At 40.5% G+C, this 14,573-nt stretch carries 11 protein-coding genes and 1 tRNA gene; 9 read left to right on the top strand and 3 right to left on the bottom strand.

Annotation, left to right across the window (positions count from 1 at the left end; genetic code table 11):
* Window positions 1–30 precede the first annotated feature (30 nt).
* Window positions 31–999: a bile acid:sodium symporter family protein gene (locus tag F895_RS04875; RefSeq protein ID WP_005242989.1), complete on the top strand. Its 969-nt coding sequence runs from the start codon at window positions 31–33 to the stop codon at window positions 997–999.
* Between the two features lie 198 nt (window positions 1,000–1,197).
* Window positions 1,198–1,422 carry a 50S ribosomal protein L31 gene (gene rpmE / locus F895_RS04880; protein ID WP_004652835.1) on the top strand — a complete coding sequence of 75 codons (225 nt, stop codon included), beginning with the start codon at window positions 1,198–1,200 and terminating at the stop codon, window positions 1,420–1,422.
* A gap of 104 nt (window positions 1,423–1,526) precedes the next feature.
* Here the strand turns inward: rpmE and F895_RS04885 are convergent, their stop codons facing one another.
* Genes F895_RS04885 through epmB form a run of 3 tightly spaced genes read right to left on the bottom strand, consistent with a single transcriptional unit; the run spans window position 1,527 to window position 6,386 of the window.
* On the bottom strand, window positions 1,527–3,620 hold the full coding sequence (locus F895_RS04885; protein WP_005242988.1) for an EAL domain-containing protein: 2,094 nt from the start codon (window positions 3,618–3,620) through the stop codon (window positions 1,527–1,529).
* Complete coding sequence (locus F895_RS04890; protein WP_005242987.1) at window positions 3,602–5,356, bottom strand: hypothetical protein; 1,755 nt, start codon at window positions 5,354–5,356, stop codon at window positions 3,602–3,604. The genes F895_RS04885 and F895_RS04890 overlap by 19 nt, the downstream gene beginning before the upstream one ends.
* Before the next feature lie 13 nt (window positions 5,357–5,369).
* A complete protein-coding gene (gene epmB / locus F895_RS04895) occupies window positions 5,370–6,386 on the bottom strand; it encodes an EF-P beta-lysylation protein EpmB (protein ID WP_005242986.1) in 1,017 nt (338 codons plus the stop codon).
* An 86-nt stretch (window positions 6,387–6,472) separates the two neighbouring features.
* Here epmB and efp point away from each other — a divergent pair, with 86 nt between their 5' ends.
* From efp to F895_RS04930, 7 genes are all read left to right on the top strand, one after another.
* A complete protein-coding gene (efp, locus tag F895_RS04900) occupies window positions 6,473–7,042 on the top strand; it encodes an elongation factor P (protein ID WP_004652839.1) in 570 nt (189 codons plus the stop codon).
* A 461-nt stretch (window positions 7,043–7,503) separates the two neighbouring features.
* Entirely contained in the window at window positions 7,504–9,606 is a 2,103-nt protein-coding gene (locus F895_RS04905) for a carbon starvation CstA family protein (protein ID WP_005242984.1), read from the top strand.
* A 2-nt stretch (window positions 9,607–9,608) separates the two neighbouring features.
* Entirely contained in the window at window positions 9,609–9,911 is a 303-nt protein-coding gene (locus tag F895_RS04910) for a YbdD/YjiX family protein (protein ID WP_005242983.1), read from the top strand.
* Between the two features lie 78 nt (window positions 9,912–9,989).
* The gene (locus tag F895_RS04915; protein ID WP_005242981.1) at window positions 9,990–10,949 is read left to right on the top strand and encodes an AAA family ATPase; all 960 of its coding nucleotides are present in this window, start codon (window positions 9,990–9,992) and stop codon (window positions 10,947–10,949) included.
* 15 nt (window positions 10,950–10,964) lie between these two features.
* Entirely contained in the window at window positions 10,965–11,882 is a 918-nt protein-coding gene (locus F895_RS04920) for a DUF58 domain-containing protein (protein ID WP_005242979.1), read from the top strand.
* A 2-nt stretch (window positions 11,883–11,884) separates the two neighbouring features.
* Entirely contained in the window at window positions 11,885–13,858 is a 1,974-nt protein-coding gene (locus tag F895_RS04925; protein WP_005242977.1) for a transglutaminase TgpA family protein, read from the top strand.
* Window positions 13,859–13,905: 47 nt separating this feature from the next.
* Window positions 13,906–13,982 (top strand) — tRNA-Val (locus tag F895_RS04930).
* The last annotated feature ends 591 nt before the right edge of the window (window positions 13,983–14,573 follow it).

The following is a 14,573-nucleotide window of genomic DNA, read 5'->3' as shown; positions in this document are numbered from 1 at the left end:
TAGTTATTCGTGAGTAGATAAGGATAGGTTATGTTGAAGCTATTGGCAGTGGATCGCTTTACAATATTATTAATTGCAATGGTCGTACTGGCGACTTTTTTACCTGTCTCTGGACAGGCTGCGCATTATTTTAATATGCTAACCACGGTTGCGATTGCCGTATTATTCTTTTTACATGGCGCCAAGTTATCACGTGAAGCTGTGATTGAAGGTATGCTGCATTGGAAAATGCATGCGCTCGTTTTTGCTTTTACTTTTCTAATTTTCCCTGCAATCGGATTGTTGGCGAAACCTGTGTTAGAACCGCTTTTAGGGCAACAATTGTATTGGGGTTTTCTGTTTATGTGCTTCTTGCCATCGACAGTGCAATCTTCGATTGCATTTACCTCGATGGCTAAAGGCAATGTTGCTGCTGCTGTTTGTAGTGCTTCTTTCTCAAATATTATCGGAATGTTTATTACTCCAATTTTGGTGAGCTACTTCATTTTGGGACAAAGCCAACATGGTTTTGATCCGACTAAATCTATTATCCAGATTACATTGCTGCTGCTGGTGCCTTTTGTTCTGGGGCAGTTACTGCGTCCTTATGTGTTTCCTTATATGGTTAAAGTCCCAAGTGTCGTTAAAGCTTTCGATCAGGGTTCGATCTTAATGGTGGTATATGGTGCATTTAGTAGTGCTGTAATTGCGGGGCTTTGGCATCAGGTCAGTGGTCTAACGTTATTATATTTGGTGCTGGCATGTTCGCTGCTGTTAACCATAGTCATGCTATTGGCTTTGTATTTACCTAAATGGCTGGGCTTTAATCATGCTGATCAAGTCACGATCTTCTTCTGTAGCTCCAAGAAAACCTTGGCGAGCGGGGTGCCAATGGCACAAATCCTGTTCATTGGACAGCCATTAGGGATGATAGTACTGCCAATTATGATTTTTCATCAAATTCAGTTAATGGTCTGTGGCATGATTGCGAATCATTGGTCAAAATCAAATCAGGAATAGTTCGCAAAAGTGAATTCTTTGGCGTATAATACTCGCCACTTGTTGGCTTTGCTCTGACCATAGAGTCTCGGTGAGTCAAAAGAAATGGTCTGTTGTGGTGTTGATCTGCAAGTGTGAAAACACTTTGCTTTCCTCAAATTGAGAGTGATCAATTGCGATAACAGCTTAAGCCTTTCTTACTTAATAGGAGCATCGACCATGCGCGCCGATATTCACCCTAAATATGAAAAATTAGTTGCTACTTGTTCATGTGGTAACGTAATCGAAACTCGTTCTGCTCTTGGTAAAGAAACAATTTACCTTGACGTATGTTCAGCTTGCCACCCATTCTATACTGGTAAACAAAAGAATGTGGATACAGGCGGTCGTATCGACAAATTCAAACAACGTTTCTCTGGTATGTCACGTTCTATCAAACGTTAATACTAAGAAAGAAAAAAACGGGCAATATGCCCGTTTTTTTGTGCCTGTTAATTTTCCTTCTTTTGAAAAGGTGAGGAGCTATAAAGCTCCATAAGAAGGATTTTTTATTGATCTTGAACGTCCGTGAGACGATCGAGTTTCTTCTGGAAATAGTTACCTTGCAGGAAGCGAGCCTCAACATTCCATGCATTTGCAAATAAATTCATGTCATTCAGTTCCATCAAGAAAATTTCCACGGGTTTTTGACCGATAAAATGTAGGATTTTCTCTTGTAGGGTTGAGATGTCTTTATCTGAACTCAGCATTTTGGTGAGCTTGCTATGTAAATTGAGGTACTGTACATCAATTTGCTGTAGCATGCTGTCGCTGTACAGCGAGTCGCCAAAACCACGAATTGAAATTTCGGCACCATGTTGGCGTAGTAAGGCAATCTGTGGCTGTGCTTGAGAAAGATTCTGTTGCAGTGCCTGCTCTGAGAATTGCAAGATCAGTGGATGTGCTTGTTTACTACCAATAATGGTGAGTAGTTTTGCAACCAGCTCAGGCAGTTGCTTATCATTTAATAGTACCTGGTGATTCAGGTTAACAATCAGTTTTGCCTTAGGGTATTGGGTAATAAAATTGTGCAATTGTTTGCATGCTTCAACCAAAACCCAGCGATCAAGTTGAACAGAAAGCTCAGCATCATCTTTAAGATCAGCCAGATCACTTAGGTCTTGCCATTGATTGTTATAGATAAAGCCACCAGAAACTTCATAGGTATGCGTGTGCTGATCTTGTTTATCATAAAGTTGCTGATATTTAAGATGGATATCACCCGCATCCAGTTTTTGTTTAAGCTCTTGTAGCAAGCTTAACTGTACTTTTGTTGGAATATGTTCGGTTGTCAAACCAAAATCGGTATCAATTTTTGGACTGTTGAATACGGGTAAAGCTGTAGAGAATGCTTTGCTGAGAACTTGCTCAAACATGGCCTCATCTGGAATGGCTTGTGCAAGTTCGCAATATCCCAATTTTAGGTGTAAAGGGAAGGTGTAATTTGCTGTCGCTAAAAGTTGGGGTTTTTGCAAGCTATTTAAACCGATCAGCAGTGAATTTAAAACATTCTTAGATTCAGCTTGAAACAATGCAACGAAGAGTGTGCTATCGACTTGATAGACAGGAACACTAACTTGTTCTTTGATAAAGTTTTGGATATTGGCAAAATATGCTTTTGTTCCGCGCCAATCATTTTGGAAAACTTCATTTGGGCAGCTACTGAGACTAAATAGCACAATCGCATTGGCGTTGGCTGGATGATTGGTCAGTTGTCGATTGAGCTGTTGTAAAGCTGTGCCTAGAGTCGAGACTTTTTCAGATGAAACAGTCGCTGCTGGCGCTTGAGTTATCACCTGAGCAGATGTAGGGCACTCAATATTGAGTTGAATTTCCTCTTCATTGCCTGAAGGCAGAAACTCTAGGTGTAATGGATTATTCTTTACGGTTGAGTTTTGAGTGCGAAGTTCAAAGCGCCCTTGCTCAAATTGTCCTTGAGAGATCTTTTTAAAGCGGAGCTTAAATTGCCCTAAATCTTCGGGTTGTAACACATCAAGAATTGGCAAGCCAATCAATTCATCTACATTACTAAAACCAAATAGGTTGGCATATTCAGTATTGGCACTGATATGAATACCTTCCTGCAAAATGGCAACTGCTTTATGTGTTTCTGCAACCAAAGATTGTGCTTGCGATTGAGCGGCTTCCAACTCATTGAGCAAGCGGTGCTCGGCCTGCACCAAACGACTATAAGACAGGGCACGGATCATATTGATATAAAACGTTTCAGGTGTTTTTAAATTCACTACATCATAGATTCCTTTATGAATATAGCTCTGGTATTGATCAGTATCAAAGTCATCTGGTTCAAATAGTAAAACTGGTAAACTGGGTTGGGATGATGCCTGTATTAAGGAAAGCGTTTGCTCGATTTTTAGGTCATAGGCACGACCAAAAATCACAATATCCCAAGGTAGATTGAGCTGCTTTTCAAATGTCTTAAGATCATCTAGCAAAGTGGCTTTAATTTGATGATCTTGTGCTTTAAAAATTGTCGCAATTTGATTATAACGAAGCTGGTTGTCGTCAATAATCAGTAAGCGTGTTTCAGTGCGTTTTAGTTTTTTAGAGAGTAAAGAATTTCTCACTTCAATGCTTCCCATAAATCTTGATCAATTGTGTCCATATTTTTTTGAGCCATATATTTTTGCAGAACAGGAAGTTCTTCTTCATTTAACAGTTCAAACTCAAATTGAACAAAACTCTGGGTAATTAATTGTGCGTTTAATAAATACACTTTGACTTCCTCTTTCCCCAATCTTAAATGAACAGCTTGGTGTTCTCTAAAAATCTGTGAACCTGGCAAAATTAATGTAGTTTTTGTTTCATCCAGATTTTGATTTTTTAATAAAAGTGTTGGATGATAATTGCTGATATGTCGATCTGCTTGTAAACGAACTGCACAAGGAAAAATCTCCTGTGCCAATACTTCCAAACCGAGTTCTAAACTTTTTTCGGTTGATTGTTTGAGCCAACGAATTACTCCTCCACGCCAATGCCCATGTGATGTTTCTTTAACTAAAATATACTCGCCTGTTCTAAGATTTTTTGGTGCTTCTCCTGACCATTTAATACGATAACCATTGACGCTGATATCCAGAATGTCAGCCTGATATACTGCTTTACTTTCGCGGCTTAGACGTTGAATTGCTGATTCCTGGTTGTCTGATGTGCTTTTTTTGTCCCATGCGGACATAAACTTCGATTCATTTTGCAGACCGTAGCTATGATCTAGCAATAAAGTTTCTGAAAAGTTTTTGGCTTTTGAAAGATAAAAATGCGCTGTAAGCAAGCCAAAGCAGATATGCAGTTGCGCGGAATACTCATAACGTTCATGACGGCGTTCCGCGGTTGTACCTAAAATAGTTTGCACATGGAACTTTAGTGCAGGAGTTAAATAAATTTTTTCATTCTTGGAAATGTATTCCGCATTTTTATGCAGTGTCGCCGTGACATGATCCAACAGGCTATGGGTACTGATAAATATGTTTGGATTAAAGCCTGAGCTTTGCTTTTTATTATAAATTGGTGGATGGTCTTTCGTAGTATCTACGACATATTTGGTTAAATCTGTTTCTTTAGATAACACTTGAACCATTTTAGCCCAGTCAAAACTACACTGGAATAAAGCCTGAATTTCAGATTGACGGATTTGATTGGTATTAAAAATATCCATCAAAATCAATTGGGCATAAGCTTGGCTAATGTTGCTAATCGCGCTTGGTTTGCCCTGAGCTTGATCGAGGTTGGTATGCTGGTATTTATGCATGACTGCTGCATCATAGAGTTGATGTGCAATTAGCCATTGCCCTGCAACAGGCTCGCTATACAACATATGTTGTTGATAGAGTAGCTGTGTTAATTGTTGCAGCGATTGAAAGGTGGCAAGTGTTCTTGCCGTTTGCAGGTTCTTCTTTTGATTTAGAGCAAAAATAGAAAACTTTTGCTGATCGAGTTGATCGTTACTACGGCGCACAATATTGATATAGATGGCGGCAAAATAACAACGCAATAACATCGCCAACTCGATGATGTGCTCATTACGGTCTGAACTGATCACACCCTGATTAAAAAAGTTTTTTTCCAGACTGCCCAGAACATTTTCAATAGTCGGGTGTAGAACCTGCACTAAATCAAAGCGCAGGGTTTCTGAACATTCTAATTCACTAAGTTCCAATAAGGCGGCAAATAAAGCCTTCGAAGTATCACCTAACTGCATAATCGACAGGTTTGAGACCCATTCATTCAGACTTTTTGAATTGGTATCACAGAAACTGAGTTTGTCCCGTCTCAAAACTGTTGGAATTTGAAAAATATCCGAAAAAGCATTATTCATCATTGTGTAATCAATCTCAGAACGTTTGAACCCCAAAAAGCGGTGTTTTATTTTTTTCGCCCGCAATTTCCCTGACAAGTTTAGGAACTAAATATCCAGGTAAACTCGCTAATACATCACTGTATATCTGATCTATCTCTGAAGATCTTAAATCAAAATGCTGAGCACCTTTGACTTTATCTAAAACATGAAGGTAATAGGGCATTACTCGTGCTTCAAATAAACGGAGACTCAAGGCATTGAGCGTTTCTGCAGAATCATTCACACCTTTGAGTAGAACCGCCTGATTCAGCACGGTTATATGGTGAAGTGATAACTGCAATAACTTCGAGCAGGTGAAATCATCGAGTTCAGCTGCGTGATTTGAGTGTACCACTACTACAATGCGCAGCCTACTGTTTTTTAATATAGAAATTAGCTCTTCATCAATACGATTCGGGATCACAATCGGAACGCGTGAATGAATTCTCAATATCTTAATCTGAGGGAGAGATGCTAGACGTTCTAACCATAAAGAAATTTTTCGATTATTCAAAGTGAGTGGATCACCACCACTTAAAATCACTTCATTGATTTGTGGATTTTGCTCAATATATTGCTTGATGTTGATCCAGTCGTCATTTTTAGGCAAATTCTCCTGATATGGAAAATGACGGCGGAAACAATAACGGCAGTGAATTGCACATGCACCGGTTAAAGTCAGTAAAAAACGTGATTGATACTTGTGTAAAACCCCAGCCATTTGATTGGCCGCTTCTTCGCCGAGCGGGTCGGTGACAAACTCGGGATGTTGTTCCAGCTCCAGATGGTGTGGTAATACTTGTAGCAATAAAGGGTCAAGCGGATCGCCAGTGCTCATTTTTCCGACGAATGCACGCGGTACGCGCAATTTAAACTGTTCAGAGGCGAGGATTGCACCTGATAATAGCTGATCGGTAGATAACTCAAGCAGATTTAACAGCTCTAAAGGATCGGTAATTAGATCACTGAGTTGTGATTGCCAGTTTTGCTCTTGATGTAAATAGTTTATCATGCCATACGTAAAAATAGTGTTAGCCGCAGCTGTGTGCCTAGTCTAGCATTAATAGATTTGAGTTTTAAGTTTGGAGTGCGCCTTTCATGGCCTATTATTCTACAAATGATTTTAAAGCAGGCCTTAAGGTTATGCTTGATGGTAACCCATGTTCAATCATGGAAAATGAATATGTAAAACCAGGTAAAGGTCAAGCATTTAACCGTGTGAAATTACGTAACCTTCGCTCTGGTAAAGTATTAGAAAAAACATTTAAATCAGGTGACTCTTTAGAAGCAGCTGATATTGTAGAAGTTGAAATGGATTACCTCTACAACGATGGCGAAATGTGGAACTTCATGGATCCTGTATCTTTCGAGCAAATCGCTGCTGATAAAACAGCAATGGGTGATGCTGCGAAATGGTTAAAAGATGATTCTAATGAAAAATGTACGATTATGTTGTTCAATGGCGTACCTTTAACTGTAAGCCCACCGAACTTCGTTGTACTCAAAATTGTTGAGACTGATCCAGGTGTGCGTGGTGATACTTCTGGCGGTGGCGGTAAGCCTGCGAAACTTGAAACAGGTGCTGTGGTACGTGTTCCATTATTCGTACAGCAAGAAGAAAGTGTTCGTGTAGACACGCGTACGGGTGATTACCTAGAGCGTGCATAATTGTGAATGAGTGGCCGAGCTACTCAAGATATACAATTATCGAAGGGATGATTAAACAATCATCCCTTTTTTTATGCCAAAGTATTAGATAAATAATTGTAGCTAGAAGGTAAACTTACAAAGATATTTCTTCTACAGAAAATATGGAAAGGGAAATCTAATAGGGTTTGTTGACATTTCAACCATGCATGCGTTATCGGCTAAAACGAGATAAACAAGGCATGAAACGCAGGCAATGGTGATACCCTTGTCAAGTTTCATAACGCAGTTTAGGGAAGTTTTAGCCATAACCCTACGGGACAGGGACATTTTTTGATGCCACTACGTTATATTTTATTTATTTAGAATAGCTAAATTGCATAAAACATGCCTTGTGCCATCTATAAAATGTCCTCTGTCGCATGCATCTGTGAAATATCAACAGACCCTAGCCACGCGTTATGTATTGAGAGGTTTTTTGAATGGAGACAACACAAGCAAAGTCATCACTTCCCTCAAAACTCCTATGGAGTTTGGTTGCCATTGTTGGGGCAATTTCATTTGGGATTTTGGCAGTTAGTCGTGGTGAGCATGTTAATGCGGTCTGGTTAGTCCTTGCTGCGGTCTGTGTATATAGCATTGCATATCGGTTCTATAGTTTATTTATTGCAAACAAAGTTTTTGAATTAAATCCCAAACGGTTAACACCAGCTCATCGTCTTGCCGATGGTCTGGATTATGTTCCAACCAATAAATACGTTTTATTTGGACATCACTTTGCTGCGATTGCAGGTGCTGGTCCTTTGGTTGGGCCGATTCTAGCAGCGCAAATGGGTTATTTACCCGGGACGATCTGGCTTTTGGTCGGGGTGGTGATTGCTGGTGCGGTGCAGGATTTTCTGGTTCTATTTATTTCAACACGACGTGATGGTCGTTCTTTGGGAGAAATGGCTAAGCAGGAACTAGGTACCTTTGCGGGTGTGATTGTCATGCTTGGTACATTGGGTGTGATGATCATTATCCTTGCAGTGCTTGCATTGGTTGTGGTCAAGGCACTGGCACATAGCCCATGGGGGGTATTTAGTATTGCAGCTACCATTCCAATCGCGCTATTCATGGGCATTTACATGCGTTATTTGCGCCCTGGAAAAATTGCAGAGGTATCGATCATTGGTTTTGTACTAATGATGGCTGCAATTGTCTATGGGGGTGATGTTGCAAAAGATCCATATTGGGGCCAGTTATTTACCCTGAGTGGTACCCAGTTGACATGGGCCTTGATTATTTATGGTTTTATCGCGTCAGTTTTACCTGTTTGGTTGTTATTAGCACCACGTGATTATCTTTCCACTTTCCTAAAAATCGGTGTAATTGCAGGTTTGGCGATCGGGATTATCTTTGCGATGCCTGATTTGAAAATGCCAGCGGTGACGCATTTCATTGATGGCACAGGGCCTGTATTTGCAGGTAGTTTATTTCCTTTCTTATTTATTACCATTGCCTGTGGTGCCATCTCGGGCTTCCATGCCTTGGTGGCTTCAGGGACAACGCCAAAACTGGTCGATAACGAAGTCAATATTCGTATGATTGGTTATGGTGGGATGTTGATGGAATCCTTTGTCGGGATCATGGCCATGATCTGTGCAACGGTACTTGATCCAGGTGTCTATTTTGCGATTAATGCACCTGCGGCAGTTCTGGGCACAACGGTTGATACTGCTGCGGAAGCAGTACGTAACCTTGGTTTTGTCGTTAGTCCTGAAATGCTGACCTTGTTGGCGCAAGAAGTGGGCGAGAGCTCAATTCTATCACGCACAGGTGGTGCACCAACTTTCGCGATTGGTATGGCGCACATCATTTCGGAAATTTTCAATAGCCGTTCAATGATGGCATTCTGGTATCACTTTGCCATTCTATTTGAAGCCTTATTCATTTTAACTGCGGTAGATGCAGGAACACGTGCCTGTCGTTTCATGGTTCAAGATACAGTCGGTATTGTGGTACCAGCGGTAAAACAATCTAGTTCATTTGTGGGTAATTTGATTGGAACGTTTGTGGCCGTTGCAGGTTGGGGTTTCTTTGTCTATCAAGGTGTTGTTGATCCATTAGGCGGGATTAACTCCTTGTGGCCATTATTCGGTATCGGTAACCAGATTCTTGCCTCTATGGCGTTGATTTTGGGGACAGTTATTCTATTTAAGATGAAGAAAGAGAAGTATGTGTGGGTCACCATTGTCCCGACTATTTTCTTGTTCATTACCTCAATGACTGCAGGCTGGCAGAAGATTTTCCATGAAAATCCGAAGATTGGCTTTTTGGCACAAGCAAACCGTTTCTCGGATGCGATTGCGCGTGGTGAAGTGCTTGCACCAGCCAAAACCGTGGCTGAAATGCAGACCATTGTGATGTCGAACCAGATCAACGCTGCGTTGTGTGGGTTCTTTATGATTGTTGCAATCGTGATGGTGATTGCTTCGATTGGCATCGTACGCCGTGCTTTGGCAAGTCCAACGCCTACTGCCAATGAAGCGCCTGCAGTTTATTCAGAAACACCGATGACTGCGAATAGCATCAAAGGAGAGTAAGTATGGACTTTAAAATTGCCCGACAAGGTGGTTCAGTGATTGTGAAGATCATTAAATTCACCATCATGTCACAGAAGCATTTGCTATTGTCACCGAAGAATTGGTCACGTATCGCCGTACTGTGGCAACGTTTACAGCAAAGTTTTCGTCTCATGGTTGGTGTGCCTGATTATGAAACCTATGTCGCGCATATGAAAGCACATCATCCTGATCTAACCCCCATGGATGCCAAGACTTTTTATCGTCATTGTATCGATGCGCGTTATCCTTCAGCGGGCGGCAATATGAAAAAATGTCCTTGCTAGAAATCAATTGATTTCGTTGAAAAAAAAGCAAAACAGTGTATGTTGAAGCATGCACTGTTTTATTTTGGGGAGAATATGATGTGGGGCATGGGTCAGACTTCGGTTCAGGACAAAAAACAGCAAAATCAGTCATTAGAACAAGATATTAAAAGTTTTGCACAGAAGATTGAGCACTTTTTAATTGAAGTGAATCAGCTGATTTTAGATAAACCTCAGCAAACTAAATTGGCTTTGACCTGTCTATTGGCAGGTGGGCATGTACTGTTTGAGGATCTACCAGGATTGGGTAAAACCACTTTGGCCAGTGCTCTGGCACGTCTGGCAGGATTGCATTTTCAACGGATTCAATTCACCAATGATATGTTGGCCAGTGATGTCATCGGCATCAATATTTTTAATCAAAAAGAACATGTGTTTGAGTTTAAGCAGGGACCGGTGTTTACTCAGATCTTACTTGCGGATGAAATTAACCGCTGTAGTCCTAAGACCCAAAGTGCGTTACTCGAAGCGATGGAAGAAGGTGCGGTGACTGTAGATGGGCTACATTATGCGTTACCACAACCTTTCTGGGTGCTGGCAACGCAAAACCCACTGTTTCAAAGTGGAACCTATGCATTGCCAGAGTCTCAACTTGACCGTTTCCTGATGCGTTTGTCACTGGGCTATCCATCTCGTCAGGCAGAAAAGTTACTGTTGCAGCAAAGCTCTCGCCAAGTGCTGATTCATCAATTAGATGCCGTGTTTAATCAAGCTGATATCTTACATTTACGTGAGTTAGCAAAGCAGGTTTTCCTCAGTGATGCAGTACTCAACTATATTCTGGATCTCGCTGCGGAAACACGTAAGCAACGTCATGGGCTGTCTACACGTGGTGTACTTGCACTGAAGGCTGCAGCGCAAGCCTATGCCTTGGTTGAGGGGCGCAGTTTTGTCACGACTGATGATGTGCAAACCGTATTTGTCGCTGTTACGGCGCATCGTATTAGTTTGGGCGAAGCCGAGGTACAACAACTTTTGCAGTCGGTTGAAGCATTGTAAGCGAGTAATAGGCATATGCAAACTGGATTCAAACAGCAGCTTAGCCAATGGATTGCCAGACGCTTTCAGGTGGGTGTCAGTAAAACGCTACGACAAAAAGATGTATTGGTTTTTATCTATAAGCAAGGCTTTTTATATTTAATCCTGATTCTGATTACCTTTATTGCAGGGATTAACTATGCCAATAACCTGATTTTAGGATTTTGTTTTTTAATCAGCGCCATTTTGTGTATCAGTTTTTATCTGACCTTTAAACAATTACATGCTTTGCAAATCGATGTTGTGATACCTGAGGTTGGGCAAGTCGATCAAACACTCATTTTAAAGCTCGTATTTAAGCAGCCTGTCAGTTCAGCACGTTATTTGAGAATCCAGTGGCAAACTCAAGAGCAACTTGTTTATCTAGACCAGACTCAACACAGTATTGAACTGCCTGTTGTTGTTGCGGTACGTGGATACTATGAATTTGAGACCATTAAAATTTATTCGACTTACCCTTTGGGCTTAGTGCGGGCTTGGACTTATTTATCGCCAAAACAAAAAATATGGATTGCACCCAAAGCTTATGATTGGCAAAAAGAACATAAAAGCCAACCAACTTCAGCACATGATCGTCTGGATGAATTTAAGGAGCTCAGAGGCTTTCAACAAGGCGATTCTTATCAGAATGTGGCTTGGAAACAGGTGGCGCGTGGGCAGGGTTTTTTGATCAAAATGTTTGAGGCTCAGGCCAGTCATCAACATTTAGAAATTGATTATCAACAGATTCCAGCACAAGGTCATGAAGAAAAATTAAGTTTTATGATGGGCTTGGTCGAACAATGCGAACAATTGGGTGATGATTATGCCTTGATTTTACCGCATGCACGTTTGGAAAGTGGGCAAGGGCAGGTTCAGTTGATTAAAGCAAAACTTTTATTGGCGCAGGCTTAATGATGACGCAACAAATCTATTTCTGTGTCTTAGCTGTCTTGGCGCTGGCGTTGCTTGGGCAGACTGCTTTCGCACCTGCTGCTTTAACTGGATTATGGGCGGTGATCTGGCTGCTATTGGTTCGGAGATATCGTAAACAGAGCTGGGCACCTTTTCCTAAATGGTTTTTGATGATCTTTATTCTATTGTGTTTAGGTGTCGTTTATATCAATTATCAAACAATCTTTGGGGTTGAAGCGGGCGTCGCCTTTTTAAGCACCTGTTTATTTGCCAAATGTTTAGAAGCGAAAAACACACGTGATTTATTAATCATCTTTAATTTTGCCTTATTCGTCAGTGCGAGTTTGCTGTTACATAGCCAAGCATTTTGGATGGCTATGATTGTCTTTGCTACATTTGTGATGTGTTTAGTCGGCTTGTATCGAATCCAGACGGGATTATTTAATCAAAATAAATTGTCATCCAGTCAACTGAAGCAAGATGTTAAACAAATTCTTAAATTTGTTGGAATCGCAATTCCTTTCTTTCTAATTCTATTTATCTTTTTTCCTCGTTTACCACCACTCTGGGCGGTTCCAATTCAAGGTAATCAAGCCACTACAGGGATGAGTGATCGCATGTCACCAGGAGATATTGCTCAATTATCACAGTCTTCGGCTTTGGCCTTTCGGATTGTAGCTAATATGTCGCAATTTCCAAATCGATCTGAGCTGTACTGGCGAGCTTTGGTGTTGGATCAATATGATGGCAGTACATGGACCAGTAGTGACTTTAATCAACAGATTAAAAATGTGCAGTCCGCACCACGGAGTGTGCCTTATCAATATTTATCGGCAGATGAGCAAGCCAACTGGATTATGGGGTTGGAATACTCGATTCCACAGGAACACTATTTGCAGTTGTATCAAGACAATAGTATTCGCCCGACTAAATTGGTTAAGCGCAATGTACCGATACAAATGTTGTGGTTAGGACCTAACTCGGGGGAAGCAATTTCCCTACAATCACGTCAACTTGAGTTAAATCTCAAATTTGACTCGAATCGTGATGAAAAAGCACAGCAATTGGCACATCAGCTTTTTGAACAGAGCCAAAAGCAACCTGAAAAATATCTACAATCTGTGCTTTCTTGGTACCGAAAAAGTGGCTTTGTGTATACCTTAACACCAGGTACTTTAGGTGGCGATCGTATTGATCAGTTTTTGTTTTCCAGTCGCAAAGGTTTTTGTGAACACTACGCCTCAAGTTTTGTCATGCTAATGCGTTACGCTGGCATTCCAGCAAGAGTGGTAATTGGTTATCAAGGTGGGCAATTAGCACTTGATGGGCAGAGTTGGGAAGTACGCCAGTTAGATGCACATGCATGGAGTGAGGTTTATCTTGATGGTAAATGGAAAAGAATTGACCCCACCGCAATGATTGCGCCGCAACGAATTGATACAGGCATGCAAAATTATCTGGCACAAGACCAGACGGTATGGGGAAATGAAAGCAAGGCTTGGCGTTTACAACAGTTTAAGTTTTTAAAAAATATGCGGGTTTGGAGTGACTACTTAAGCTATCAATGGCAAAGCAAAGTCGTAGGCTACGATGTAGAGAAGCAGAAAAACTGGTTGTCCCGACTCGGTTTGGATTCAAGTTATACTTATGTAATTGTTTTGATTGCAGGCACTGGTACGATTTTAGTGATCTATGTGGGGGGGTATTGGTGGAGACAAACGCGACAGCAGGCAGATTATCAAAGAGCGGTATTTAAGTTTCAAAAGCAGTTGCCTAAACATTTGCATAAACAACCCGCAGAGACTTTTCAGGTCTGGATGCAGCGTTTAGCAGATCAGGTTCAAGACAAACAGGTATTTGAACAAACGATTGTGTTATATCAACAAATTGTTTTTTTAGAGCAAAAAGATAGCGGAAATATTCAAGAATTTAAGCGCTTGCTTAAAGACTGTGCGATTGCATTAAAACAGTCGTAAAAAAACTTGTGAAGCTCATAAAAAATGAATATTATGCTTCTCATTCTAGGTGTATAGCTCAGTTGGTTAGAGCGCTACGTTGACATCGTAGAGGTCTCCAGTTCGAGTCTGGATATACCTACCAAGATTTATCAAAGGCTTATAAGCGAATCAGCGGCTTATAGGTCTTTTTTTATTTATGAGTGTGTAGAACATGCTGTAAAACTATATGGCTATACCACATAAATTTACATCTAAAAATTAAATACTATATCTAATAAAAAAGAGGATCCGATGCTTTATTGAGTTTATATATGTAGAAAATGTTATCCATTGATACTAGATGATTTTAATTAACCATATGAAGTTTTAAATTAAGGCTAGTCGCCGTCAGAAGTTGTGAGTAGAAAATTAATTTAGAAGAGATATTTAAAAGATAAATGTAAAAAAAGGACAATTTTAAAGAAAAAATTGCCTTTTTAGATATTGATAAAGAATTATATTAAATTTTTTATATATTTTTTTACAATATAAATAGAGCCATTTTTACTTAAATGGCCATAATCTAGCTGCAATAATCCATTTGGTGTTTTAGTTTCGCAAGGCTTTGTTGCACAAAGATTTGAAAGGCAAAGCGCCCCTAATTGAGCCAAATTTAAGGCGTAACTTGGGTAAGTGGTCGACCTAATTCCGTAAATCTGTTGAGGACTGCTACACGTGCATGAACCTCATTGAC

Source organism: Acinetobacter sp. CIP 64.2 (assembly GCF_000369645.1).
In the GTDB taxonomy this organism is placed as follows: domain Bacteria; phylum Pseudomonadota; class Gammaproteobacteria; order Pseudomonadales; family Moraxellaceae; genus Acinetobacter.
This window is presented reverse-complemented; position numbering and strand designations above follow the sequence as displayed.

Bases quoted from the DNA above. Each gene is read 5' to 3' on its own strand.
- F895_RS04875 (WP_005242989.1), top strand. From the start codon at position 31: ATGTTGAAGCTATTGGCAGTGGATCGCTTTACAATATTATTAATTGCA.
- rpmE (WP_004652835.1), top strand. From the start codon at position 1,198: ATGCGCGCCGATATTCACCCTAAATATGAAAAATTAGTTGCTACTTGT.
- F895_RS04885 (WP_005242988.1), bottom strand. From the start codon at position 3,620: ATGGGAAGCATTGAAGTGAGAAATTCTTTACTCTCTAAAAAACTAAAA.
- F895_RS04890 (WP_005242987.1), bottom strand. From the start codon at position 5,356: ATGATGAATAATGCTTTTTCGGATATTTTTCAAATTCCAACAGTTTTG.
- epmB (WP_005242986.1), bottom strand. From the start codon at position 6,386: ATGATAAACTATTTACATCAAGAGCAAAACTGGCAATCACAACTCAGT.
- efp (WP_004652839.1), top strand. From the start codon at position 6,473: ATGGCCTATTATTCTACAAATGATTTTAAAGCAGGCCTTAAGGTTATG.
- F895_RS04905 (WP_005242984.1), top strand. From the start codon at position 7,504: ATGGAGACAACACAAGCAAAGTCATCACTTCCCTCAAAACTCCTATGG.
- F895_RS04910 (WP_005242983.1), top strand. From the start codon at position 9,609: ATGGACTTTAAAATTGCCCGACAAGGTGGTTCAGTGATTGTGAAGATC.
- F895_RS04915 (WP_005242981.1), top strand. From the start codon at position 9,990: ATGTGGGGCATGGGTCAGACTTCGGTTCAGGACAAAAAACAGCAAAAT.
- F895_RS04920 (WP_005242979.1), top strand. From the start codon at position 10,965: ATGCAAACTGGATTCAAACAGCAGCTTAGCCAATGGATTGCCAGACGC.
- F895_RS04925 (WP_005242977.1), top strand. From the start codon at position 11,885: ATGACGCAACAAATCTATTTCTGTGTCTTAGCTGTCTTGGCGCTGGCG.